This window comes from Bradyrhizobium sp. USDA 3311 (assembly GCF_054062495.1).
Map to the genome: position 1 here is coordinate 1,136,219 of NZ_JBSSFI010000001.1, position 24,299 is coordinate 1,160,517.

Sequence of the window (24,299 nt, forward strand, 5' to 3'; positions counted from 1 at the left end):
CTTTGCAATCCGGAGACGCTCTCCATCGCCGGTCACCCTCCGTAAACTACTGCGCTTAAGGGAATTTTCCGGGGTCTCCGTTACCCTCGGCGCTCGAATTACGCTGCGTTAAGTCTATTGCCCGCCGAGATCACGCCGACCCCATGACGTCGACCTGCGACAACGAGCTTGGTGCACGCCGCGAGCAGGGCCCGGAGGCCCTGGTCGCGCTGAGCCAGCTTGCGCTCGACCACATGGAGCAGGGTGTCTGCGTCTACGATGCCGACAACAGGATCGTGCTGGTCAAACCAACGCTACCTGTCGCTGTTCGACATGTCGGCCGATGTCGTGCGGGTGGGCACGAGCTATCGCGAGGTGCTCGCGCACAGCGCGACGCGTGGGAATTTTCCGGAAAGCGAGCTCGACTCGCTGTATTCGACGCGGATCGCGCAGATCGCGGCAGGCAAGCCGTTCCGTACCGAGCAACGGCTGGCGACTGGCCTCGTCATGGCGCTCGAACTGAAGCCGCTTCCCGGCGGCGGCTGGATGACGATCTGTGACGACGTCAGCCGCCTCGCCCGGCTCGAGGCGGAATTGCGCGTGCAGACAGAACGCAGCCAGCATGCGCTCGCCAACATGTCGCACGGCCTCATCATGTATGACGCCGACAGCCGCGTCGTCGTCTGCAACGAACGCTTCCTGAAACTCTACAACCTCGACCCAGAAGTCGTGAAGCCGGGCGTTACGCACAGCGCGGCCATCGAACACTGGCTCTCGCGCGGCAACACGCCGGGCATGTCGGCCGACGAATTCCACGACACCAGGCTCGAGGACGTGCGCAGCCGGAAGGCGAAGACGCTGCTGGTGATGCGCTACGACGGGCGGATGGTGCAGGCGGTCTCCCGCTTCCTGCCCGACGGCGGCTGGGTGACGGTACACGAAGACGTCACCGAGCGGCTGAAATACGAGGAGACGCTGAGGCAGCAGAACTTCATCCTCGACGCGGCGATGGAGAACATGGCGCACGGGCTCGCCTTCTACGACAGCGACATGCGCCTGCGCGTCTGCAACACCACCTACCGCAAGATCTACTGGCTGTCGCCGGAGGAAACCAGGCCCGGCACGCATCTCGGCGAGTTGATCGAAAGATCGATGGCGAACGGCGCGTTCGTTTCGGAATACAGTCCGCGACAGCTCCTGGAAGCCGCCAGCGCGAAGATCGCGAACCGCGATTCCTCGCCGATGCGCCGGCGCATGACGAACGACACCGTGATCTCGGTGCGCTACTGCGCCCTGGCCGAGGGCGGCTTCGTCGCCACCTATGAAGACATCACCGAGCGCGAGCGCGCGATCGAGGAACTGAGCGAACAGTATCGCCGCTTCGACGCGGCGCTGAACAACATGAGCCAGGGCCTGTGCATGCTCGATTCGAGCCTGCGCGTGATCGTCTGCAATCGCCGCTATATCGAGATGTACGGGCTGTCGCCCGACGTGGTGAAGCCGGGCATTTCGATGCGCGAGATCATGGATCACAGCTGCGAGCTCGGCATCCATCCGGACACGACCGGCGCCAAGCTCTATGCCGATTATGTCGAAAGGCTGCGCGAGGGCGAACACACGCTGCACCGCCATTTGAGCGACGGCCGTATCATCAAGCTCAACCACAAGCGGATGGAGCTTGGCGGCTGGGTCGTCACCTATGAGGACGTCACCGAGCGCCACAAAGCCCAGGCCCGCGTCGCGCACATGGCCCGGCACGATTCACTCACCGACCTGCCCAACCGCACGCTGTTCCGCGAGAAGATGGGCGAGGGACTGAACCAGGTCGCGATCGCCGGCGGCGCCATGGCCGTGCTGTGCTTCGACCTCGACAATTTCAAGACCGTCAACGACAGGCTCGGCCATGCCGCCGGCGACCGCTTGCTGCGCTGGGTCGCCGCGCGCCTGAAGGAGAATGTCGGCGAGCACGACACCGTCGCCCGCCTCGGCGGTGACGAGTTCGCCGTTCTCCAGCGCGGCCCGCAGCCACAGTCGGCCGAAAAGCTCGCCCGCCGCCTGGTCGAGATCATCGGCCACCCGCCGCCGCTGGAAAGCCAGTCGATCCATGTCGGCGTCTCCGTCGGCATCGCGATCGCGCCCGACCACGGGCTCGATGCCGACGAGCTGATGAAATGCGCCGATCTCGCGCTGTACCAGGCCAAGGCAAGGGGGCGCGGCGCCTATCAGCTGTTCGAACCCGAGATGGAGGAAGAGGCCCGCAGCCGGCACGCGCTCGAGCACGACCTGCGCGGCGCACTGGAGGCGCGTGAATTCCACCTGGTGTTCCAGCCACAGGTGCGGCTCGAGTCCTCGGAGCTCACCGGCTTCGAGGCGCTGCTGCGCTGGAAGCATCCCTCGCGCGGCTTCGTCTCGCCGGCCGAATTCATTCCGATCGCCGAAGAGAACGGACTGATCGTTCCGATCGGCGAATGGGTGCTGCGCACGGCCTGTGCGACCGCGGCGTCATGGCCCGATGTCACGGTCGCGGTGAACCTGTCGCCGGTGCAGTTCCGCGCGCGCGGGCTGGCGGCGATGGTCACAAGCGCGCTCGCGGAAGCCGGCCTGCCGCCGCAGCGGCTCGAGCTCGAGGTCACCGAGACCGCGCTGCTCGACGACAGCGAGGCGACGATCGAGATCTTGCACCAGCTTCGCGCGCTCGGCGTGCGCGTCAGCCTCGATGATTTCGGCGTCGGCTATTCCTCGCTGAGCTATTTGCGCAAGTTTCCGTTCGACCGCATCAAGATCGACCGCTCCTTCGTCGGCACGCTCGGCGAAAGCCCGGAGAGCGTCGCCATCGTTCGCACCATCGCAAGCCTCGGCTCCGTGCTCGGCGTCGAGACCACGGCTGAGGGTGTGGAGACCGAGGAGCAGCTCGACTTCGTGCGCGAATGCGGCTGCACCGCGGTGCAGGGCTATTACTTCGGCAGACCGTGCCCGGCAGCCGAGGTCGGACGCACCATCGAGACGCTGAACGCGGTTCGCCGCGTGGCGTAAGGACGCCCACGTCAAATTCCGTGCCTCGGCACGCCTCCAAACGACCAATTGTCGCACATGCCGTTTCCGGCTGGATAGCCGCGTCGACCGCTGCGCACGGTCCGCGCAATGCGCTTTTCTTCTCTGGTGATTTCAGGGACAATCCCGTCATAACAAAGAGAGACGGCGGCCCGAACGAGGCCGCCGCGAGGGAGGTAACCCGATGTCGCGGTATGGGCTGAGGACGGCTGTATTCGCCGCCATACATATTGCCGTGGGAGCGCTGCTCGCGACCGCGGCCGGCGCGCAGGACTATCCGAGCAAGCCGGTCACGCTGATCGTGCCATGGCCGGCCGGCGGCTCGACCGACATCTCGATGCGCGCGATCGCGGACAGCGCCTCGAAAGTGCTGGGACAGCCGATCGTGATCGACAACAAGGCCGGCGGCGGCGGCACGGTGGGCCCCGCGACCATGGCAGCGGCCGCCAAGCCGGATGGCTACACCATCTCGCAGATCCCGATCACCGTCTTCCGCCTGCCCTTGATGCAGGACGTGTCATGGGACCCGGCGAAGGACTTTACCTATATCATTCACCTCACCGGCTACACGTTCGGCGTGACAACCAGCGCGGAGTCGCAGTTCAAGTCCTGGAAGGACGTGGTCGAGTTCGCGAAGGCGAATCCGGGCAAGGTGACCTATGCGTCTCCGGGCACCGGAACCTCGCTCCATATCGGCATGGAGCAGATCGCGGCGATGTCCGGCATCAAGCTCACGCAGGTGCCGTTCAAGGGCGGCGCCGAGACCAACGCCGCAGTGCTGGGACAGCACACGATGCTCCAGGCCGATTCCACGGGATGGCGGCCCTTGGTCGACGCCGGAAAGCTGAAGCTTCTGATGGTGTGGACCGGCGCGCGATCGCCGAACTATCCCGACGTGCCGACGCTGAAGGAGCTCGGCTACCCCATGGTCTACGATTCCCCGTTCGGCATCGCCGGCCCGAAGGGCATGGACCCCAAGATCGTCGCCAAGCTGCACGACGCCTTCAAGAAGGCCGTCGAAGATCCCGCGGTGATCGCCACGCTCGCCAAGTACGACATGGTGCCGAACTACAAGAACACCGAGGACTACAGGAAGTTCGTCGTCGAGGTCACGGAGTCCGAACGCAAGGTCATCGACACGCTCGGGCTCGCGAAGAAGTAGAATCGCGAGAACAACTTGGGCTACTGCAAATTCTGACGTCATCCTGAGGTGCGAGCCGCCCTTGCGGCTCGCCTCGAAGGATGGACACGGGCACCGTCGCCCTTCGGGGGCCGCTGAAGAAGCGGCCGCCTCAGCGACACCGGCTTCGCCGTTGCGCGGGGGTGACGGTGGTCTAGGAGTGTTTCACATGGGCGACCAAACCAACGTCAAACTCCGCCTCTCCAACTCCGAACTCTGGGGCGGGCTGATCGGGCTCGGGCTCGGCGGCTTCGTGATCTGGCAGGGCTTGCGGCTGAAGCTCGGCACGATCAACGATCCCGGCTCTGGCTACGTGCTGTTCTACACCGGCATCCTGATGTGCGTGTTCGCGGCCTCCATCATCGTCTCGGCCGTCGCCGAGGGCGGGCCGACGCTGGCCTCGCGCTGGGAAAATGTGCGCTGGGGCAAGCCGCTGCTCGTCATCGCCTGCCTCGTCGCGTTCTCCTTCGCGCTGGAGCCGCTGGGATTTCTGCTGTCGTCGATCCCCTTGCTGCTGCTGATGTTGCGGTTGATCGATCCGGTGCGCTGGACGCTGGCGATCCCGATCGCCGTGCTGGTGCCATCAGGCATGTGGTGGGTGCTCAAGCGCCTGCTCCTGATCCAGCTGCCCTCCGGCCTGTTCGGGATCGGCTGATCGCATGGATACGCTCGTCAACGTCGCGCATGGGTTCGGCGTCGCGCTGCTGCCGATCAACCTGCTCTATTGCTTCATCGGCGTCTTCATCGGCACGCTGGTCGGCGTGCTGCCGGGCATCGGGCCGATCTCGGCGATGTCGCTGCTGCTGCCCGTGACGCTGTCGGGTACGCCGGAATCCGGCATCATCATGATGGCCGGCATCTATTACGGATCGATGTATGGCGGCTCGACCACCTCGATCCTGGTCAACATCCCCGGCGAGGCGGCCTCCGTCGTGACCTGCATCGACGGCCACCAGATGGCCAAGCAGGGCCGCGCCGGCCCCGCGCTCGGCATCTCCGCCTTCGGCTCCTTCATCGCCGGCACGTTCGCGCTGGTGGCGCTGATGCTGGTGGCGCCGAGACTTGCCAGCATTGCGATCGCATTTGGCCCGGCCGAGTATTTCAGCCTGATGGTGCTCGGTCTCGTCGTGCTCACCTTCCTCACCCAGGGCTCGATGCCGAAGGCGCTATTGATGGCATGCATCGGCGTCGTGCTCGGGCTGATCGGGCTCGACAGCATCACGGCGCAGCCGCGCCTGACCTTCGGCCGCATGGAGCTGATCGACGGCATCGGCCTCGTGCCCGTGGTGATGGGCCTGTTCGGCGTCGCCGAGGTGCTGCTCAACACCGAGCAGGCGATCAAGCGCGACATCATCAACGCCAAGATCACGCAGCTCTTGCCGAACAAGGCCGATTGGCAGGCCAGCGCCGGCCCCGTCGCGCGCGGCACGCTGCTCGGCTTCCTGCTCGGCATCCTGCCCGGCGGCGGCGCGGTGGTGGCCTCGTTTGCGTCCTATGCGCTGGAGAAGCGGCTGTCGAAAACGCCGGAACGGTTTGGCCATGGCGCGATCGAGGGCGTCGCGGGCCCCGAATCCGCCAACAACGCGGCGGCCGGCGGCGCGTTCATTCCGCTGATGACGCTGGGCATCCCGCCGAACGTGGTGATGGCGCTGCTGCTCGGCGCCTTCGTCATCCACGGCCTGCAACCGGGGCCGCTGCTGATCACGCAAAACCCCGGCCTGTTCTGGGGCATCGTCGCCAGCATGTATATCGGCAACGTCATGCTGCTGATCCTCAATCTGCCGATGATCGGCATGTGGGTGCAGCTCCTGAAGCTGCCCTACAACATCCTCTTTCCCCTGATCATCCTGTTCACGATCCTGGGCGTGTACTGCTCCAGCAACAACGTGTTCGACGTCTATGTAATGATCGCGTTCGGGATCATCGGCTATTTCATGCGCAAGCTCGGCTACGAGCCGGCACCGCTGGTGCTCGCCTTCGTGCTCGGACCGATGCTGGAGAACAATCTGCGCAAGTCGCTGATCCTGTCGCAGGGCGATCTCTGGACCTTCGTGCAGCGGCCGATCTCGGCGGCGTGCCTTGCGCTGGCGCTGGCGCTGCTGGTCGCGCCGCTGCTGCCGTCGCTGCGCAGGAAGCGCGAGCTGGTGGCGCTGGATGAGGGAGCGTGAGGGAGGGGAAGCGAGATCGCAGCGCGATTAAACGATGAACTCCTACCCCGCCGCAGGCAGCGCGCTGTCCGGCGGCGCACTCCACGGGCGTTCGGCTGACGCCAGCCCGATCAGACGGCCCTGGATGTAGTCGCAACCCCAGTCGCGCAGCATGTTTGCGGCCTCGTCGTCCTGCACCCATTCGGCCACCGTCTTGATATCGAGGCGGCGGGCGAGGTCGATCAGGGTCTGCACGAAGGCGCGATCGTCGGCGGAACGGGTGATGTTCTGCACGAAGGCGCCGTCGATCTTGACGATGTCCACGCCGAGCTTGCGCAAATTGCGGAACGAGGTGTAGCCGGCGCCGAAATCGTCGATGGCGATGCGGCTGCCGAAATTCTTCAGCCGCGTGACGAAGCCGCGGACATCGTCGATGTCCTGGATCGCGACCGTTTCGGTGATCTCGACGATCAGCCGCTCGGCGACCCCGGGATGCGCCAGCATCAGCGACTCGATTCCCGCCCACCAGTCCGGATCCATGGTGGTGTCCGGCGAGATGTTGAGGCTGAGACTGACATCGGGCGCGGCCGCAAGCTCGGCGACCACGAGCTCGAGCACGCGGTGATCGACCAGGCGGATCAGGCCGAGGCGCTCGGCAACCGGCACGATGTCGGGCGCGAGCAGCACCTGGCCGTCGCCCTGGTCCATCCGCACCAGGCATTCATGGAATGCGCGCTCGCGCGAGACGGCCGAGACCACCGGCTCATAGGCGAGCTTGATGCGGCGCTCGTTCAGTGCGGTGACGATCTCGTCGGTGACGCGGATGTTGACGCGGCGCTGCGCGTCGCGCGTGGCATCCGGACGCCACGCTGCAAACGAGCCGGCGCGGCGGCGCTTTGCGGCGTCCAGCGTCTCATGGGCGCGGTTGACCGCCTCGTCGGTGTTGCGGGCGTAGCGCGGCACGCTGACCGCGCCGATCGACGCGGTGACCGAGACCGGGCCGGATTTGGTCGGCACCACCTCGTCCCGGATGCCGGCGAGGAAACGCTCGGCGGCGACGTTCATGTCGTCGATGGTGCAGTTCTTCAGGATCAGGCCGAACTTGTTGCCGGAGAAGCGCCCGAGCACGTCGCCGCCGCGCAGCCGCGCGCGAATGCGTTTGCCGACATCGAGAATCACGGCATCAGCAACGTCGAAGCCGAAGGCGTCGTTGACGCGGGCGAGATGATCGATGCCGACCAGCATGAAGGCCGCGGTCGAGCGGAAGCGGGTCGTCTCCTCGATCGCCTCGGCCAGCGCCGCGATCAGATGCGAGCGGTTGAGCTCGCCGGTCAGCGGATCGAGCCGGGCCAGCCTGGTCAATTCCTCGTCGCGGGCGTGGCGCTCATTGTTGATGCGGACGGAGCCGATCGCGCGGACCGGGCGGCCGTCGGGGCCGGCGAACCAGCGGCCGGTCTCCTCGACCCAGACCACGGGATCGGAGGCGCTCATGCGCACGCCGTATTCGACCCGGTAGGGCGTGCCGTCGGCGCCGTGCACGGCGGAGGTCTGCGCCAGCGCGGCGGTCCGCAGCGACGGCGCGGGCTCGATCAGCTTGGCGAATTCGGCGCCGGTCGCAAGCCGCTCGGCGGGGATGCCGGGGAAGACGGCGCCGGCGTGCTCCCCCCAGACGATGACGTCGCTGGCGATGTCCCAGGCGAACACGGCCTGGCCGAGCGCGGCCAGGATGTCGGAGGCTTGTGGCAATGCGGGGGTCAAAATCGCCTCATTTCGGGACAGCGGGGAGTCCTGAGCCGGCACAGGATAGAGCCAGATTCGCCCCCAACCCTAGGCAAAGTTGATAAACAATTTGGAAACCATGTTTCGGGGCAGCGCGGAACCAAACCGGCCCGGCCGGCATAGGCCTTGCGAGTACGTGACTCGCACCGGCGCCCGCGTCCCGAAACGCGACGATCTTCGCCGGATCAACGGTGATTGCGATGTTGAGTACTGATCGATCGAACTTGGCGGACTACGGCACAGGCTCGGCCCTCGTGCCGCTGCTGCCGACGTTGCAGTGGGTTATCAAGGCGCCGCTGCCTCGCCCCGATCCGAGCTTCGTCACCCAACTCATCGCCAATGCCGAGCATTTGCCCCAGGCCAGCCGGCTCCGCCGCGCCTCCCCTGAAGATGCGCGGATGGCCTATGGCAGCAAGCGCCCGCTCGGAAGCGTCAGCGCGCGCACGCGGCAGGTGGCTTAATCCAACTTGCAGGACAATTGTTGCCTCACGCTCGCTGCACCTCTCCCGCCTGCGGGAGAGGTCGACGCGCTCGAAGAGCGCGGCGGGTGAGGGCTCTCTCCTCTTGGGGATTCCCTCTGCGGAGACACCCCCTCCCCAACCCTCCCCCGCAAGCGGGAGAGGGAGCACACCGTCAAAGCGGCAACAGGGGTAACGCGCTCGATCAGCGCGGCGTATCCGGCGACGACGGCGTGCCATTGCCCGGCTGCAGATGCGGCGAGGGAATTTCCGGCGAGGGCGGGCTCACCGGCTTCGGCGCCGGATGGTCCATCAGCACGGATTCGGCGACCGATTGAGCGGTGGGCGCGGGCGGCACCGGGGCTGCTTGCGGTGCCGACACCGGCTCGAATTTGGGCTCGGACGCGACGTCATCCGCCGGCGCCTCGGCCTGGCGCTTGGCCTTGCGCGGCGCGGGCACCGTCGTCTCGGCGACATAGGTGACGCGGCGGCGCGTGCGCTGGGCGATGCCGCCGAGGAAATCGGCCATCGCGAGCAGCACCAGCAGGAAATAGGTGGAGTTGCCGAATTTGGGCCACATCACGAATTCGGCGGCGGCCGCGCCGAACACGATCAGCGACAGCAGATGATCCATCAGGAATTTCGAGCCGGGCCGCGCGCCTTTGACCACCTCGAGCAGCAGCAGCACGATACCGAGCGCAAGCATCAGATCGGCGAGCGTGACCGGCCAGGTCTCGCCCGTGATCATCGGCACCTTGAACAGCACGTCCGAGAAGGACACGCTGGGCATCAGGAAGGCGATGATGTTGTAGACCGCGAGCGGAATCAGGAGCAGCGGGAAACCGACCATCGGCGAAATGCCTTCTCGATCAAGATATCCGGACAGAACAATGCAGCGGCGAAGCATTCGCTCCGCCGCCGTCACCGTCATATCTCATGGGTTGGCCGAAATCAGGCAGGTCACGTCATCCTGATTGAGGATAACCCTGCCCGAAGAAGAGTCCGACCTCAGGACTCTTTCTTCTTCAGGACCTGACGGCCCTTGTACATGCCGGTCTTGAGGTCGAGATGGTGCGGACGACGGAGCTCGCCGGAGTCCTTGTCTTCCACATAGGTCGGCTTCTTGATGGCGTCTGCCGAGCGGCGCATGCCACGGCGCGACGGCGAGGTTTTTCTTCTCGGAACGGCCATTTCAATATCCTCTAGGGATTGGTGTCATCAGGGCATCGTCCGCGAGGGACGGCTCAGCACCCGCAATACGAGGCGAGCTGAATGCCGATCAAGGCCGCGCTTATAGAGGAAGGCTGGCCGCAAAGCTAGGCTCTTGGGCCGGAAAATGCGCCCGAAAAGGGCCCGAAATCAGCGATTTTCTCGCCAGCAGGTCGCAAGCGTCGAGGCCTGCGCCCTTGCCACATAGGTCCCGGCGAGCCGCCGGACGCCCGGTCCGGGGGTCCTGGCGCTGCGTTTGACCGGATTCGGCAGGATCGAGGCCAGAAGTGCCGCCTCCCGGGGGGAGAGGCTGGCGGCCGATTTACCGAACGCATAGGCGCTGGCCGCCTCCACCCCAAACTGGCCCTGCGGACCGAGCTCGGCGATGTTGAGGTAAATTTCCAGGATCCGTGGCTTGGGCAGGACGAAATCGATCCACAACGCCAGCGGGAATTCCAGCGCCTTGCGGATGAAGTCCCGCCCCTGCCAGAGGAACAGGTTCTTCGCCACCTGCTGGGTGATGGTGGAGGCGCCCCGGAAGGCGGTGCCGTCCTCCTTCGCGTCGTCGATCGCCTCGCGCAACGCGCCCCAGTCGATGCCGTGATGCTTGCAGAAATGAGCGTCCTCGGCCGCCACCACCGACCGCGGCAGGTAGGGCGACATCGCCGCGAGATCGATCCATTCCCGCTGCATCGGCGCGCCCCGCAAGCTGCGCCAGGCCATCAGCGTCGAAACGGGATGGCCGGTGCGGTAGAACGGCGCGATCACATAGGGCGCGAGAACCACGACCGCGAGCGCTACCAGCAGGATTTTAACGATGCGCAAATCGACCTTTCCGGCGCAAAATGAAACGCAGCCACGGGCCCAGCCATTAAGTCTGTGATAATTCGGGTCTTTTCCAGCACTTTTTAGGCCTTCCAAACGATTGACTGAGGCGGGCTCATAAAGGATTGTCCCGCCGAATTTTAGTTCTGGAGCCCTTCTTGATGACCGGCACGTCCCCGTCCGATTTCGCCAAACGTCTGGACAAGACCGCTGATGACACCGAGGCCCTGCTCGGGCGCCTCCTCGCGGACGACATCCTGCCCGATGAAATCGCCCGTCCCAAGCGACTGATGGACGCAATGCGCTATTCGAGCCTGAACGGCGGCAAGCGCCTGCGGCCGTTCCTGGTGGTTGAAAGCGCAGCCGTGTTCGGCGTGCCGCGCGAGGCGGCGCTGCTCGCCGGTGCGGCGCTCGAATGCATCCACTGCTACTCGCTGATCCATGACGACCTGCCGGCGATGGACAATTCGGACCTGCGCCGCGGCCGGCCCACCCTGCACAAGAAGACCGACGACGCGACCGCGATCCTCGCCGGCGACGGCCTGCTGACGCTCGCCTTCGATATCGTCACCCGCGACGAGATCCATCGCGACGCCAATGTACGGCTGCTGCTGACGCGCGCGCTGGCGCGCTGCGCCGGCATCGGCGGCATGGTCGGTGGCCAGATTCTCGACCTCGCAGGCGAAGGCCGCTTCGGCGGCAACGAGCCGATCGATGTCGCCCGCATTCAGCAGATGAAGACCGGCGCGCTGCTGCGCTACGGCTGCATCGCCGGCGCGATTCTCGGCCAGGCCACGGCCAAGGAATATCAGGCGCTCGACGATTACGGCCGCGCGCTCGGCGAAGCCTTCCAGATCGCCGACGATCTGCTCGACGTCGAAGGCGATGCCGCGGCGCTCGGCAAACCTTCGGGCCAGGATGCTGCGCTCGGCAAGACCACCTTCGTCACCCAGCTCGGCATCGAAGGCGCCAAGCAGCGCGTGCGCGACCTGCTCGCGCGGGCCGACAGCGCGGTCTCGATCTTCGGCGACCGCGCCGCCGTGCTGCAAGCCGCCGCGCGGTTTGTCGCCGAGCGCAAGAACTGACCGGGCGATGACGGGCGTCGACAAGGAAGATCCCGTCCTCGCGCGCTTCCAGAGAATGTCGCGGCCGATGCGCGTGATTTACGCGCGGCCGCGGACTTTCATTTCACTCGGCTTCGGCATTCTGGTCTGCCTGCTGTTGCCCGGCTCCCTGCGGCTGGCGACGCGGCTCGTGCTCGGCTGGGATGCGCTGATCGCGGCCTATCTGGTGCTGGTCTACGTGATGATGCTGAACAACGACCACCAGCACATCCGCCGCAACGCTGCGATGCAGGACGACGGCCGCTTCGTGATCCTGCTGGTGACGGCGATCGGCGCATTCGCGAGCATCGCGGCGATCGTCGCCGAGCTCGGCGCCCATCGCGGCGCCACGGAGCTGACGATCGCGATCACCACCATCGCGCTGTCATGGGCCGCCGTGCACACCACCTTCGCGCTGCACTACGCCCATGACTACTATCGGCACCCGCCGGGCGGGTTGCAATTCCCGAGCGGCGACAAGGAAGACCACGCCGACTATTGGGACTTCGTCTATTTCTCGTTCGTGATCGGCATGACCGCGCAGGTCTCCGATGTCGGCATCACCGACAAGACCATCCGCCGCACCGCGACCGCGCACGGCATTATTTCGTTCATCTACAACACGGCCTTGCTGGCGCTGACGGTGAACATCGCGGCGAGCGCGATTGCGACTTAGATGTCGTCCTGGCGAAAGCCAGGACGACCATGTGGAATCATCTCGGCTTCAATTACACACCTCGGCATTGGCATCGTTGCCGGGGCCGCCGCCACCGCGATACTCGAGATGGCAACCGCGGTTGACCGGACGGCAGCCGCCATTAGTGCAGAAGACCTGCCCGCCGCCTGAGGCGCGCCGCGCACCGGTCGCGATGCCGGCCGCGGCGCCGCCCAAGCCACCGAGGCCGCCCGCGGCGCCGATCTGCGGACGCTGCCGTGCCGGGCGATCCTCGCTGTCGTCGCGCCGCGAGGTCGCGGGTTTGGAAGCCGTCGGCTTGGCGGCGCGCTTCTTCTCGCATTCGTTGTCGTCGTTCAGCGCATAGCCGTCGCCGCAGACGATCCTGGTGCACTTGTCGCCGTCGGCCTTGAAGCCGTGCTCGCAGACCAGCGGGCAGACGCGCGACGGCTTCGACTTGACCGTATCGAGCGCATCGGTGCTCGCCACTTTCACGTCGAGCTTGGTGCCGGCATAGCGGTTGAACTGCGACAGCGACCGCTGCGAGGACGTGTTCCAGTTGCCGTCGGCCTGGCCCGAGAAACAGCCGACGCGGCCGAGCTCGGTCTGGACCGAGCGGCTGAGATCGGCCGGCGTGGTCGCCGGCGTCAGGGACGCAACGTTGGTGCCGGCCGGGCTCGCCGTGCTGGCCGGCGCAGCGCTCGGGGCCGCGGCGGCAAGGTTGACGCGCTGCTGCTCGGCGGCGGCCGCTTGCTGTTGCGCCTGCTCCTTCGCCTTCTGGGCGGCAAGCTGCGCCTGCTCGGCGGCCTTCGCATCGGCCGCGGCCTTGGCCTGCGCATCCTTCTGCGCACCGACGGTGGCAAGACGATCGCGCTCGGCCTCGGCCTGCTTGGCCTTCTCGATCGCCGCCGCATGGGCCTGCTCGGCGCCGATCTTCTCGAGCTGAAGCTTGGCGAGGCTGGAATAGAAACCGTCGGGATGCTGGGCGAGGAAGGCGTCCCATGCCGCCCTGTTGCCGACCTGGAGCGCGAGCTCGTAGTCGCGGCGGATGTCGGCCTGCGGGTTCGCCACGGGCGACGCTGCAGCCGCCACCTTGACCGGCACCAGCGGGACGTCGGCGCCGCCGAGCGAGCCATAGACGAACGGCTCCTGCTTGTTGCCGGTCGACTTGAGCACGTCGTCGCGCACGAAGCCGAAGGCGCGGCGGACATCGAGGCCCGGCGTCGTCAGGTGCTTCGACAACGCAACCGTAAACGGGCTGTTGGCACCGTCGCCGTCCTGCGCCGTGAAGCCGGCCTTGGCCGAATAGGCAATCAGCGTGTTGGGGCTGCTCGGCTCGACCTGGGCGAGGCCCCGGCCGATGCCGCGCGAAGCCACCGAGCGCTTCATGGTCTTGCCGAACGGATTGTCGCGGCAGGCATCCAGGATCACCAGACGGAGCTGCTTGGCGGGTTCGACGGCGACCAGGACGCGGTCGAGCGAGAGTGCTTCGTCATAGACGTCGGTATCGCGCTCGAGCTTGGCGTCAACGGGGATCAGATAATTGGAGCCTTCGACCTCGATGCCGTGACCGGCATAGTAGACCACGGCGATGTCGGCATCGCGGGTCGCGTCCGCGAAGTCGCGCAGCACGCGCCGCGTCTCGAGGGCCGACAGATCGTGCCGGGAATCGACAATGTCGAAACCGGCATCCTTCAGCGTCTTCGCCATCACCGAACCGTCATTGACAGGGTTGGTGAGTGACGGCGCGTGCTGATAGGCCGAATTGGCCAGTACCAGCGCCACGCGCTTTCCGGCAAAAGCAGGTTCTGCGCCGAACAGCAGCGCGAGGGCGAGGAGAAGCGGGCAAAGTCTGAGCAAATTGCGCATGACACGAATTCCGAAGTTTAGGGCCGTTCGAGCCCCCCTTTGGGATCGTTCTAGCAGGCTCCAGCGCCGGTGCTTGTCAGATCGAATGCCCCCTTTGGTTCGTCGCGCCAGCGCCGTCGCGGTTCGCTGGGGTCCAGGCTGGGTTCCCTCATCCGTCCCCGACGTGCCCCCGATATTGCGGCAGATTGTCCGTAATCTCATGCCAAGGCGCCTTCGAACCGACGAAAATGTGGGCGCTCGGCCGGATCGAGGGGGCATCGACCAGGGTTCCCATCGCGACATGGACCCATTTTCCGTCGCGCACCCGGGAATAAAGCAGCGAGCCGCAACGAGCGCAGTGGGCGTCATGGGTGGTGTCGTCCCCGAAAATGATCCGCTGGTCGTCACCCCGGACGATGCGGAGCTTCTCTTGCGCGATGCCGGCGAACGGCTTGAAGGCGGAGCCGGTGGTGCGACGGCAATTCGAACAGTGGCAGTTCATTGCGTAAGAGAATTGGTCCGCGACCTCGTAGCGCACGGCGCGGCAGTAGCATTCGCCGGTGAGGATACGAGCATTCGAATTTTCTGATCCGGTCATGGCAACGCCTGCGCGCAAATGGTTGACACACCCATAGCGCATTTTTATGCGTACGACTAAATTCCCGCCGAGCCATCATTCAAAGGGATGACCCATGAGCCAGAATCGTTCGAGCGTCGAGGCCGTCGTGCAAAGCTATTTTGACGGGCTCTACGAGGGCGACGCCGACAAGCTCGGCGACGTATTCCATCCGTCCGCCGATCTGCGTTGGGTGGAAAAGGGCGAGCTGAAGATCCTGACCGTGCCGGACTGGCTCGCCTGGGTGCGCAAGCGCCCCTCGGCCAAGGCGGAAGGCAAGCCGCGCGAGGATTTCATCGTCACCATCGACCGTTCGGACGACAAGACCGCCTTCATCAAGGTCCGGTGCCAACTGCCGCCACGTTTTTTCACCGATTATCTGGTGGCGATGAAGCTCGCCGACGGCTGGCAGATCGTGTCGAAATCGTACCGGTATGACCTGAGGGAGTGAGGGAGCCTCAATCTCCCGCTGCCCAATATCTGCCGCGCTCGATGCCCATCCTCCGTCATTGCGAGCGTAGCGAAGCAATCCAGAATCTCTCCGCGGAAACACACTGGATTGCTTCGCTACGCTCGCAATGGTGGGACAATCGTGCGCGACCTTCCCTCCCCCTGTTCCATCTGTCCCAAAGGTCCCCCATGCTGCTCGACCGCCGCTCCCTCCTCGCCTCGCTGTGCTGGATGGCCACTTCTCCCGTGCTCGCCGCCGACGCGCCGCCTGAGCTCGAAGCCTATGAGCGCGAAAGCGGTGGACGGATCGGGCTCTATGCGGAAAACTTGGCGACCGGCGCGAAGATCGCCTGGCGCGCCGACGAGCGGTTCGTCATGTGCTCGACATTCAAGGCCTCGCTCGCGGCCTGCGTGCTGGCGCGGGTCGATCGCGGCCAGGAGCAGCTCGCGGCCGTGATCCCTTACGGCCAGGCCGACCTTCTGAGCTATGCGCCTGTTGCCAAGCAAAATCTCGCGGCCGGCAAGATGTCGGTCGCCGAGATGTGCAAGGCGATCGTCGAGCTCAGCGACAACACCTGCGCCAATCTGCTGCTGGCACGGATCGGAGGGCCGGCCGCCCTCACGGCGTTCTGGCGATCGCTTGGCGACACCACCTCACGGATCGACCACAACGAGCCTGAGGTCAATAAGTCAGCGCCCGGCGATCCCCATGACACCACGACGCCGGCCGCGATGGCCGGCAATCTGCGGCGGCTGGTGACGGGCGAGGCATTGTCGCCGGCGTCGCGCGCCCAGCTCACCGAATGGTTGGTGGGCTGCAAGACCGGTGCGAACCGGCTGCGCGGCGGCCTGCCCGCGAGCTGGACCATCGGCGACAAGACCGGCAACAACGGCAAGGACGCATCGGGCGATATCGCGGTCGCCTGGCCCAAGCCCGATACTAAGCCCGATACTAAGCCCGATGCGCCGATCCTGATCGCGGCCTACACCCAGGGCGGCTCGCCGACTGCCCCGCAGATCGAGGCCGTGTTCGCGCGCATCGGACGCATGGTGGCAGGGCGCCTGGCGTAAGGCCCCCGCATTGACCTCTTGGCCGCTTCCGGGCGAAGACAGGCCATGATCGCAGCGAAATTCCAGACCTTCCTCATCCTGCTCGCGGTGCTGGCGGGCACCGCGCTCGTCGCCCGCCGTTTCAACATCGCGCCTGCGATCTTGCTGATGCTGTCCGGCGTCGGCCTCGCCTTCGTGCCGGGCATGCCGCCGGTGGAACTGCCGCCGGAGCTGGTGCTGCTGATGGTGCTGCCGCCGCTGATCTACTCGGCGAGCGTCGCCATGAGCTGGCGCGAGTTCCGGAACAATCTGCGCCCGATCGTGCTGCTCGCGGTCGGCGCGGTGATCTTCACCGCGGCGATGGTGGCGGCCGCCACGCACTATTTGATCGGCCTGCCATGGGCCATCGGTTTCCTGCTCGGGGCCATCGTCGCGCCGCCCGACGTGGTGGCACCGCTCGCGATCGCGCGGCGGCTCAACATACCGCGCCGCCTCCTGGTCATACTCGAAGGCGAAGGGCTCGCGAATGACGCCACCGCGCTGATCCTCTACCGCTTCGCGCTCGCCGCCATCATGGTCGGCCATCTATCGCTTCCGATGGCGGCCGGCGAGTTTGTCCTCATTATCGCCGGAGAGATCGCCTTCGGCATCGGCGTCGGCTGGCTTTCCCTGCGCTTCCGCAGATGGGCGAAAGATCAGCAGGTCGAGCTGACGCTGTCGCTGATCACGCCTTACGTCTCCTACTGGCTGCCCGAGCATGTCGGCGGCTCCGGCGTGATCGCCACCGTCGCCTGCGGCCTCTATGTGAGCTGGAACGGCCCGCTGCTGATCTCCTCGGCGACGCGCCTGCAAGGCATCTTCTTCTGGGACCTCATCATTTACCTGATCGAGGGCCTGCTGTTCCTGCTCACCGGCTTCCAAATGCGCGCGCTCTACGAGAAATCGAAGGCGTTCCCGCTCGACGACATTCTCATCGCGACCGCCGTCGTGCTGACGATCATTGTGACCGCGCGTTTCGCTTGGCTCTATCCCGCGACCTATCTGCCGCGGATCCTCTCCAAATCGCTGCGCAAGCGCGACCCGTCGCCGCCATGGCAATGGCCGTTCGTGCTCGCCTTCACCGGCGTGCGCGGCGCGGTGTCGCTGGCGGCGGCGCTGGCGCTGCCGTTCACGCTGCCTGATGGCAATGCCTTTCCGTATCGCGACCTGATCCTGTTCGTCGCCTTCGGCGTCATCTTCGTCACGCTGATCGGCGTCGGACTGACGCTGCCGCCGGTGGTGCGCTGGCTCGGCGTCGCCGAAGCCGGCCGCAACGAGCATGTCGCCGAGCATGAGGCCGAGATCGCGGCACGCCGCCAGGCGCTCGACGCTGCGCTGAAGTCGCTCGATGCGCTGACCGAGGCGAAGGAGGTGTCGGACGAGGTGATGCGGCTGCTGCGCGCCCGCCACGAGATCCGCGTCAACCAGCTGCCCGATTCACTCGATCCCACCCATCACGACGTCTCCGCCGCCGGCACCGCGCTGACCCGCGAGCTGATCGCCGCCGAACGAAAATTCATCCACGACCTCCTGCGCGACGGCCAGATCACCGACGAGACGCGGCGGAGGATCGAGCGGGATCTGGATCTGGAGGAGGCGAGTCTGGCAAACCGGGAGTATCGGGGCGTGCCGCTATAGCTTCTCGTGATTGCTGAACCGGCTGCACAAGCTACCGCCTGTCGCAAAACTCCCCCATCGCCGCCGCGACGGCTCCCGCGATCATCTCCTGCCGCTCCGGCGAGTTCATCACCATCTCCTCGTCGCGGTTGATGATCGAGCCGGCTTCGAGCAGCACCGCGGCGCTGTTCGTTCGCGACAGCACGACGAGACCGTCATAGCGGTAGACGCCGAAATCCCTGTCCAGCAACTGGCGCCGGTAGCGCCCCATCACCGGCAAGGTGTATTGGCTGGCATAGTGCAGGCCCTGCTCTTTCAACTGCCGGCCGATCATCCGGGCCAGCAACAGGCTGGTGGCGAAGTGCGAATTGCGTTCCGATACGAACAGCGAATGGCCCGAAAACCGATCGCTGAAATAACTCATTGCACCGTCGAATTCCCAGGCCTCGAGCAGCTTGTCCGGCACTGAGTCGTGATGGATCGACAGCAGGAGATCGGCCCGGCCGTCATTCGCGGCGCTGACGCGCTTGAACAGGCTCGGCCGCGCCTTGCCGTCCGTGACGAGCAGGCGGGTTGCGGCAAAGCCTTGATCCCTGAGCTTCGCCGTGATCAGCCGTCCGAGCCGGAAGTTGAAGCCGAATTCCGGATCATTGCGTGCGCTCAGCGCGCCATAGGAGTCCGGGGTGTGCCCGACATCCACGACGATCCGGAATTTCGGCATCTCGCATTTGGCCGGTGACGCCGGCGGCTTCGTCATTGTTCGCGCCGCGGCGGCATGTCCGCGCTCGACAGGGGCAAGCGACGACAGCAGGGTCGACGCGACCAATCCGGCGATGATGCTGCGCAATTGGCCCAAGCGCTACTCCGCTGCTGCGACCTTGGGACGGCCCACGAAGCCCGCGACATCGCCAAAACGTTCCAGCATCACCGCGGGCAGGTCCTTGGCCTTGCTGGTGACGCAGGCGCCGGAGCGCACCGCGTAGCGATCCTGGTGTGCGGCCTGCGGCGGCGGCACGCCCTGCTGAAGCGCGCGCGCCAGATCCATCACGAGCTTGCGGAAATGCATGATGCCGAGATCGGTCGGGCCGAGATGCTCCCGGGTGCGGTCGGCGATCGGGCCCTGGCTGTCCTGCACGGCGGCGTCCTGCTCGGAGACGCCCTTGATGCCGGTGTAGCTCCTCGTCCTCTGGAGCTTGCGGTCGATCAGGTAATCGTTGCCCTTGTGGCGCAGTGGCACGTAATGATCGTCAACCTCCGCGATCACGCCGTTGCCACGATCAAACGCGTCGCGTTCGGCTTGCGTCAGCGGACGCTCAGGATTCCAGGCATAGGTGTAGATCCAGCAATTGGTATCGCTGACCGGCACGAAGGTCTGGCCAAAGATGTTCTCGCCCGGCATCGCGCTCGGTGCGTAGGCGTGGAACGGCATCAGGAACTGCGCGATCCGCCAATAGATGTTGTCGCTGCCGGTGAGCCGGCCACCGGCAATGGAGAGGCCGGCGTCGTGCGGGGCGATCTTGATCACCGGCCGCGGGTCCTCGGCGATCCAGCGCATGTGGTCGCTCGACATCCGCGCGATCGGATTCACAAAATGCTTCTTGATGTCGAGGATCTCGTTCTCCTCCTTGTCGAAGGAGAGATGCGCAAAGGTGAAATGCGCGGTGTCGATCGAGCCCTCCAGCGCCTGCACCCAGTTGCAGTCCTGCCATTTCTTGCTGACGTAACGATGCGAGGCCGGCAGCATCGCCATTTCGAGATCGGGCAGCTCGGGCATGACGTCCGCCGGGCCCATATAGGCCCAGATCATCTCGCCCCATTCGCGCACCGGATAAGACTTGATACGGATGAGATCCTTGGCGTTGAGATCGGGATAGGAGGTCGGCATGTCCACGCAGCGACCGTCGGTGTCGAACTTCCAGCCGTGATAGACGCAGCGGATGCCGCATTCCTCATTGCGCCCGAGCCAGAGATTGGCGCCGCGATGCGGGCAGTATTGATCGATGACACCGACGACGCCGCGCGAATCGCGGAAGGCGAGCAGCTCCTCGCCGAGCACGACGATCTTCTTCGGCTCGCCATCGGACTCGGGGAGCTCTTCCGAGAGCAGGACGGGAATCCAGAAGCGGCGCAGCAGCTCGCCCATGCCCGTCCCGGGGCCGGACTCGGTCAGGAATTTATTGTCCTCTGCGCGGAGCATGGAAAATCCTCCCGATTTGTTTTTGGGAAGATTGGCGCGGACGTGAGACGACGTCAACGCAAGAACGGTTTCGTAGGGTGGGCAAAGGCGCGCTCTTCGCGCGTCGTGCCCACCGTCCTGTTGCATGCACAGCGAGATGGCGGGCACGGCGCTGACGCGCCATTTTCACCCTACGGCAGCCATGCCTAAACCGGCCGCTCCCCCTTCACCGTCACGCGCGTCCCCGAGCGCGTGTGCGGCCAGTAGTCCCACATCGCACGGTGCTGGGTGCAGCGGTTGTCCCAGAAGGCGATGGCGTTCTCGGTCCAGCGGAAGCGGCACTGGAACAGCGGGTTCTCGGCGTGCTGGTAGAGATAGGCGAGCATCGCGTCGCTCTCGTCGCGCGGGATGCCGTTGATGTGGCGAGTGAAGCCGCGGTTGACGTAGAGCGCCTTCTTAGCCGTGACCGGGTGCGTGCGCAGCACCGGATGCTCCGCGTTCGGATAGGATGGACGATCGGCGACGCCATAGTTGGCATAGAGGCCGCGATAGATCGGCTCGCCGTCATGCAGTGCGGTCAGGCCGTCGAGATAGGCCTTCATGCGATCCGACAGCGCCTCATAGGCCGCATACATGTTGGCGAACAGCGTGTCGCCGCCGCGGGGCGGGCACTGCTTGATGTAGAGGATCGAGCCCATCGGCGGCTCGAGGTCGCAGGACACGTCGGAGTGCCAGCCCTCGCCGTTGGCGCGCGGCGAGTTCTTGTCGGCATAGATCTTCATCAGTGCCGGGTCTTCGTCCTCGTGCGGCGCTGCGGGATGGAAATGCAGCTCGCCGAACTTGCGGCCGAAGGCGAGATGCTGTTGTGGCGAGATGTGCTGGTCGCGGAAGAAGATGACGAGATTTTCCGCGAGCGCGCGATGGATCTCGTCCATCTGTTGATTGGAACGAACGTCATCGGAGACGAGCCTGCCGATGTCGACGCCGGAGATTTCCGCGCCGATGATCGGTGTGAGCTTTTCGACCGCGATGGTTTCGTAAGGCGCGCCGTCCTCGGCCATGTGGCGATAGCGCGGACCTTGCTTGCCGGCGAGTGAGCTCATGGCGTGTCTCCCGATCGTTTTGATTGGAGACATCGTAGCGCGGATGGAGCGAAGCGCAATCTGGGCTACGACCCGCGCAAAAAATAAGGCGGGTTACGCTTCGCGAACCCGCCTCACGATTCCAATGTTTGGGAACGACTACTCCGCCGCGGTCACCGGTACCTTGGCGCCCTGGCCGTAGCGCTGGTCGATGTAGTCGATCACCAGCGCCTTGAAGTCGGCGGAGATGGTCGGGCCGCGCAGCGTGCGGAACTTCTTGCCGTCGACGAAGACGGGCGCGGCCGGCGCTTCGCCGGTGCCGGGCAAGGAGATGCCGATATTGGCGTGCTTGGATTCGCCGGGGCCGTTGACGATGCAGCCCATCACCGCGACGTTGAGCTCTTCCACACCCGGATATTTCGTCTTCCAGGCCGGCATCTCGTCGCGGATGAAATCCTGGATCGAGCGCGCCAGCTCCTGGAACGTGGTCGAGGTGGTGCGGCCGCAGCCGGGGCAGGCCGCGACCAGCGGCACGAAGGTGCGGAAGCCCATGGTCTGCAGGAGCTCCTGGCCGACCTGCACCTCACGGGTGCGGTCGCCGCCGGGCTCCGGCGTCAGCGAGATGCGGATGGTGTCGCCGATGCCCTGCTGCAGCAGGATGCCGAGCGCGGCCGAGGAGGCGACGATGCCCTTCGAGCCCATGCCGGCCTCGGTGAGACCGAGATGGATGGCGTAGTCGGAGCGCGATGCGAGATCCTGGTAGACCGCGATCAGATCCTGCACCGCCGAGACCTTTGCGGAGAGGATGATGCGGTCCTTGGGCATGCCGAGCTCTTCGGCGCGCGCGGCCGAGAGCAGTGCCGACTGCACCATGGCCTCGCGCGTCACCGCGCGCACGTCGCGCGGATTGGCGGACGCGGCATTCTCGTCCATCAGCTTGGTCAGCAGCTCCTGGTCGAGCGAACCCCAATTGGCGCCGATGCGTACCGGCTTGCTGTTCTTGTTCGCGATCTCGATGATGTCGGCGAACTGGGTGTCGCGCTTGTCCTTGAAGCCGACATTGCCGGGATTGATGCGGTACTTGGCGAGCGCCTCGGCGCAGGCAGGATAGGCCGCGAGCAGCTTGTGGCCGATATAATGGAAGTCGCCGATCAAGGGCGTGGTGATGCCGCGCTTGGCGAGGCCGTCACGGATGTGCGGGACGGCGGCCGCGGCCTCCTCGCGATCCACGGTGATGCGGACCATTTCGGAGCCGGCGCGCGCGAGCGCTGCAACCTGGGCGATGGTGCCGTCGATATCGGCGGTGTCGGTGTTGGTCATCGACTGCACGACGATCGGCGCACCGCCGCCAACGGCGACGTCTCCGACCTTGACCTGGGTGGTCCGGTGCCGGGGCGCGGGGCCCGCGATGTCTGAATCGATGGTGTTTTCGAGCTTGTTCATGGGGTCCAAATATCAGGTTTTGGTGACGTTCAGCAATGCATCGCGCGGCGCCGCAGCCGTTTGGCTGGGACGGTTAACCAGAAAAAGCCCAGCAATTACAAGGACCGCGGCGGCCCCGAATGTCAGGCTCAAGGTGTCGTGCATGATGAAATAGCTACCCACCACGCCAAACAAAGGGGTGATGAAGGTAAAAGCGGACAATTTGCTGGCCGAATAGGCCTTCACCAGCGCGAACCAAAGCGTGAACGTGGTTCCCACCACCCAGATCGCCTGGAAGGCCATCAGGGCGAGGGACAGCGGCGCCGGGGTGTGGGTGATGGATTCGCCGAACAACCAGGCCGCCAGGCCCAGGATCGGGATCGAGGTCGCAACCTGGTAGCCCAGCGCCTTCTCCGGCGCGGCGAAGCGCAGCCGCGTGCCCTTGGCAACCAGCGTGGTGGCCGCCCACAGCGCGGCACCGCCGACGATCATGAGGTCGCCGAGCAGCACCTTGGCATCGACATCCGGCTGCGGCACGCCGATCGCGAGCGCGACGCCGGCAAAGCTCACCGCGAGCCCCAGCCATTGCGTGCCGCCGAGCCGTTCGCCGAGCACCTGGTAAGAGCCGAGCGCGACGAAGAACGGTGCGGTGTAAAGAAACACCACGGCCCGGGACGCCGGCGTGAGGCGCAGGCCCTGGAAGATCAGCACGAACTCGATGCCGAACATCAGCCCGGCGACCAGGCCGGGCTTCCACGTGCCGTCCTTCTCGAAGAATTTGACGCCGCGCAGCGTGCCGATGATGAACAGCACCGGCAGCGCGCCCATCGAGCGGATCATCGCCTGGAGCATCGGCGGGATGTCCGGCAGCACCAGCTTCACCGCGATCTGGTTGAACCCCCAGGTCAGGCACAGCATCAGCATCAGGGCGATGGCGCCGGCACTGAGGGGGCGACCGGCGGACGGTATGGCTTGAGGTGAGGACATTTCTTCCCGATATCGGCTTTGCGCCGTTGTTGCTTTATGCAGTTTTCTGACAATGGGTGCAGATGCCCGTGATCTCCACCACAGACAATTTGGGGGCAAAACCTGAGCTGCGCGCGGCGGCGTTGATATCCTTGGCGAAGGACGCCGACGGGATCTCGCCGACCAGACCGCAGCGCTCGCAGATCAGGAACGCCACCGCGGAGGTCGCATCGTGGTCGTGGGCGGCGCAGGCGAGATAGGCGTTGCGACTTTCGATGCGGTGCACGAGGCCGTTGGCCATCAAGAAATCGAGAGCACGGTAGATCGTGATCGGGGCCGGCCGCGGCATCGACTTGGCGAGTTCGTCGATCACCTCGTAGGCCCCGAGCGGGCGGTGGCTGGAGAGCAGCGCCCCGAGCACCTGGCGGCGAATCGGCGTGAATTTCTGCGCGCGCTGCTCGCAAACCTCCTCGGCATGCGCCAGCGCGTCCGCAGTGCAGCGGCCGTGATCGTGGTCGGGCGCGGGGAATGCCGGCTTTGCGAGGGTCATTTGGCCTGCCTTCTAGCATTTCGGCGAGGGAACCCAAAGCACGACCGGCGAACGGCGGTCAGCCATGCTCTTGCAGCGG

Annotated in this window: 22 protein-coding genes; 10 read left to right on the forward strand and 12 right to left on the reverse strand. The window is 65.5% G+C overall.

Annotated features, from left to right (window positions below; genetic code table 11):
- Nucleotides 1-258 precede the first annotated feature (258 nt).
- The 4 genes from ACVWW6_RS05470 to ACVWW6_RS05485 all read left to right on the forward strand — a co-directional run bounded on the left by ACVWW6_RS05470 (nt 259) and on the right by ACVWW6_RS05485 (nt 6,378).
- Nucleotides 259-3,012: a PAS-domain containing protein gene (locus tag ACVWW6_RS05470; protein WP_456680306.1), complete on the forward strand. Its 2,754-nt coding sequence runs from the start codon at nt 259-261 to the stop codon at nt 3,010-3,012.
- A gap of 202 nt (nt 3,013-3,214) precedes the next feature.
- Nucleotides 3,215-4,192 (forward strand): tripartite tricarboxylate transporter substrate binding protein, encoded by a 978-nt coding sequence (locus ACVWW6_RS05475; RefSeq protein WP_456680307.1) that lies wholly within the window; start codon nt 3,215-3,217, stop codon nt 4,190-4,192.
- Nucleotides 4,193-4,379: 187 nt separating this feature from the next.
- Nucleotides 4,380-4,865 (forward strand): tripartite tricarboxylate transporter TctB family protein, encoded by a 486-nt coding sequence (locus ACVWW6_RS05480; protein ID WP_038965205.1) that lies wholly within the window; start codon nt 4,380-4,382, stop codon nt 4,863-4,865.
- A 4-nt stretch (nt 4,866-4,869) separates the two neighbouring features.
- Nucleotides 4,870-6,378 (forward strand): tripartite tricarboxylate transporter permease, encoded by a 1,509-nt coding sequence (locus tag ACVWW6_RS05485; RefSeq protein WP_011083773.1) that lies wholly within the window; start codon nt 4,870-4,872, stop codon nt 6,376-6,378.
- 42 nt (nt 6,379-6,420) lie between these two features.
- On the opposite strand, the gene ACVWW6_RS05490 is transcribed toward ACVWW6_RS05485, so the two are convergent.
- Nucleotides 6,421-8,115: a bifunctional diguanylate cyclase/phosphodiesterase gene (locus tag ACVWW6_RS05490; protein ID WP_060909479.1), complete on the reverse strand. Its 1,695-nt coding sequence runs from the start codon at nt 8,113-8,115 to the stop codon at nt 6,421-6,423.
- 221 nt (nt 8,116-8,336) lie between these two features.
- Here ACVWW6_RS05490 and ACVWW6_RS05495 point away from each other — a divergent pair, with 221 nt between their 5' ends.
- Complete coding sequence (locus ACVWW6_RS05495) at nt 8,337-8,597, forward strand: hypothetical protein (protein ID WP_028172629.1); 261 nt, start codon at nt 8,337-8,339, stop codon at nt 8,595-8,597.
- Nucleotides 8,598-8,799: 202 nt separating this feature from the next.
- On the opposite strand, the gene ACVWW6_RS05500 is transcribed toward ACVWW6_RS05495, so the two are convergent.
- The 3 genes from ACVWW6_RS05500 to mtgA form a co-directional block, all read right to left on the reverse strand.
- Nucleotides 8,800-9,444 carry a hypothetical protein gene (locus tag ACVWW6_RS05500; RefSeq protein WP_028172628.1) on the reverse strand — a complete coding sequence of 215 codons (645 nt, stop codon included), beginning with the start codon at nt 9,442-9,444 and terminating at the stop codon, nt 8,800-8,802.
- Between the two features lie 158 nt (nt 9,445-9,602).
- Nucleotides 9,603-9,785: a 50S ribosomal protein L32 gene (gene rpmF / locus ACVWW6_RS05505; RefSeq protein WP_007598106.1), complete on the reverse strand. Its 183-nt coding sequence runs from the start codon at nt 9,783-9,785 to the stop codon at nt 9,603-9,605.
- A 168-nt stretch (nt 9,786-9,953) separates the two neighbouring features.
- Nucleotides 9,954-10,628: a monofunctional biosynthetic peptidoglycan transglycosylase gene (mtgA, locus tag ACVWW6_RS05510; protein WP_028172627.1), complete on the reverse strand. Its 675-nt coding sequence runs from the start codon at nt 10,626-10,628 to the stop codon at nt 9,954-9,956.
- A gap of 161 nt (nt 10,629-10,789) precedes the next feature.
- Here mtgA and ACVWW6_RS05515 point away from each other — a divergent pair, with 161 nt between their 5' ends.
- A complete protein-coding gene (locus ACVWW6_RS05515) occupies nt 10,790-11,713 on the forward strand; it encodes a polyprenyl synthetase family protein (protein WP_011083768.1) in 924 nt (307 codons plus the stop codon).
- Between the two features lie 7 nt (nt 11,714-11,720).
- Nucleotides 11,721-12,407 carry a DUF1345 domain-containing protein gene (locus ACVWW6_RS05520; RefSeq protein WP_028172626.1) on the forward strand — a complete coding sequence of 229 codons (687 nt, stop codon included), beginning with the start codon at nt 11,721-11,723 and terminating at the stop codon, nt 12,405-12,407.
- A 48-nt stretch (nt 12,408-12,455) separates the two neighbouring features.
- On the opposite strand, the gene ACVWW6_RS05525 is transcribed toward ACVWW6_RS05520, so the two are convergent.
- Both ACVWW6_RS05525 and ACVWW6_RS05530 read right to left on the reverse strand, forming a co-directional pair.
- The gene (locus ACVWW6_RS05525; protein WP_456680308.1) at nt 12,456-14,273 is read right to left on the reverse strand and encodes a caspase family protein; all 1,818 of its coding nucleotides are present in this window, start codon (nt 14,271-14,273) and stop codon (nt 12,456-12,458) included.
- Between the two features lie 148 nt (nt 14,274-14,421).
- The gene (locus tag ACVWW6_RS05530) at nt 14,422-14,850 is read right to left on the reverse strand and encodes a GFA family protein (protein ID WP_028172624.1); all 429 of its coding nucleotides are present in this window, start codon (nt 14,848-14,850) and stop codon (nt 14,422-14,424) included.
- 94 nt (nt 14,851-14,944) lie between these two features.
- Here ACVWW6_RS05530 and ACVWW6_RS05535 point away from each other — a divergent pair, with 94 nt between their 5' ends.
- The 3 genes from ACVWW6_RS05535 (at nt 14,945) to ACVWW6_RS05545 (ending at nt 18,045) form a co-directional block, all read left to right on the forward strand.
- The gene (locus tag ACVWW6_RS05535) at nt 14,945-15,319 is read left to right on the forward strand and encodes a nuclear transport factor 2 family protein (RefSeq protein ID WP_011083764.1); all 375 of its coding nucleotides are present in this window, start codon (nt 14,945-14,947) and stop codon (nt 15,317-15,319) included.
- Nucleotides 15,320-15,507: 188 nt separating this feature from the next.
- A complete protein-coding gene (gene bla, locus ACVWW6_RS05540; RefSeq protein ID WP_456680309.1) occupies nt 15,508-16,389 on the forward strand; it encodes a class A beta-lactamase in 882 nt (293 codons plus the stop codon).
- Between the two features lie 45 nt (nt 16,390-16,434).
- Nucleotides 16,435-18,045, forward strand: a complete 1,611-nt coding sequence (locus tag ACVWW6_RS05545) for a Na+/H+ antiporter (protein ID WP_011083762.1) — start codon at nt 16,435-16,437, stop codon at nt 18,043-18,045.
- A gap of 31 nt (nt 18,046-18,076) precedes the next feature.
- Here the strand turns inward: ACVWW6_RS05545 and ACVWW6_RS05550 are convergent, their stop codons facing one another.
- From ACVWW6_RS05550 to ACVWW6_RS05575, 6 genes are all read right to left on the reverse strand, one after another.
- The gene (locus ACVWW6_RS05550; RefSeq protein ID WP_456680310.1) at nt 18,077-18,880 is read right to left on the reverse strand and encodes an N-acetylmuramoyl-L-alanine amidase; all 804 of its coding nucleotides are present in this window, start codon (nt 18,878-18,880) and stop codon (nt 18,077-18,079) included.
- Between the two features lie 3 nt (nt 18,881-18,883).
- Nucleotides 18,884-20,221, reverse strand: coding sequence for a Rieske 2Fe-2S domain-containing protein (locus tag ACVWW6_RS05555; RefSeq protein ID WP_456680311.1), 1,338 nt, complete (start codon nt 20,219-20,221; stop codon nt 18,884-18,886).
- Between the two features lie 185 nt (nt 20,222-20,406).
- Nucleotides 20,407-21,303 carry a TauD/TfdA dioxygenase family protein gene (locus ACVWW6_RS05560; protein ID WP_456680312.1) on the reverse strand — a complete coding sequence of 299 codons (897 nt, stop codon included), beginning with the start codon at nt 21,301-21,303 and terminating at the stop codon, nt 20,407-20,409.
- 138 nt (nt 21,304-21,441) lie between these two features.
- Nucleotides 21,442-22,725 carry a flavodoxin-dependent (E)-4-hydroxy-3-methylbut-2-enyl-diphosphate synthase gene (gene ispG / locus ACVWW6_RS05565; protein WP_027542165.1) on the reverse strand — a complete coding sequence of 428 codons (1,284 nt, stop codon included), beginning with the start codon at nt 22,723-22,725 and terminating at the stop codon, nt 21,442-21,444.
- 12 nt (nt 22,726-22,737) lie between these two features.
- Nucleotides 22,738-23,691, reverse strand: a complete 954-nt coding sequence (locus ACVWW6_RS05570; RefSeq protein ID WP_404524696.1) for a DMT family transporter — start codon at nt 23,689-23,691, stop codon at nt 22,738-22,740.
- A 34-nt stretch (nt 23,692-23,725) separates the two neighbouring features.
- Nucleotides 23,726-24,220: a Fur family transcriptional regulator gene (locus tag ACVWW6_RS05575; RefSeq protein WP_011083756.1), complete on the reverse strand. Its 495-nt coding sequence runs from the start codon at nt 24,218-24,220 to the stop codon at nt 23,726-23,728.
- Nucleotides 24,221-24,299 lie beyond the last annotated feature (79 nt).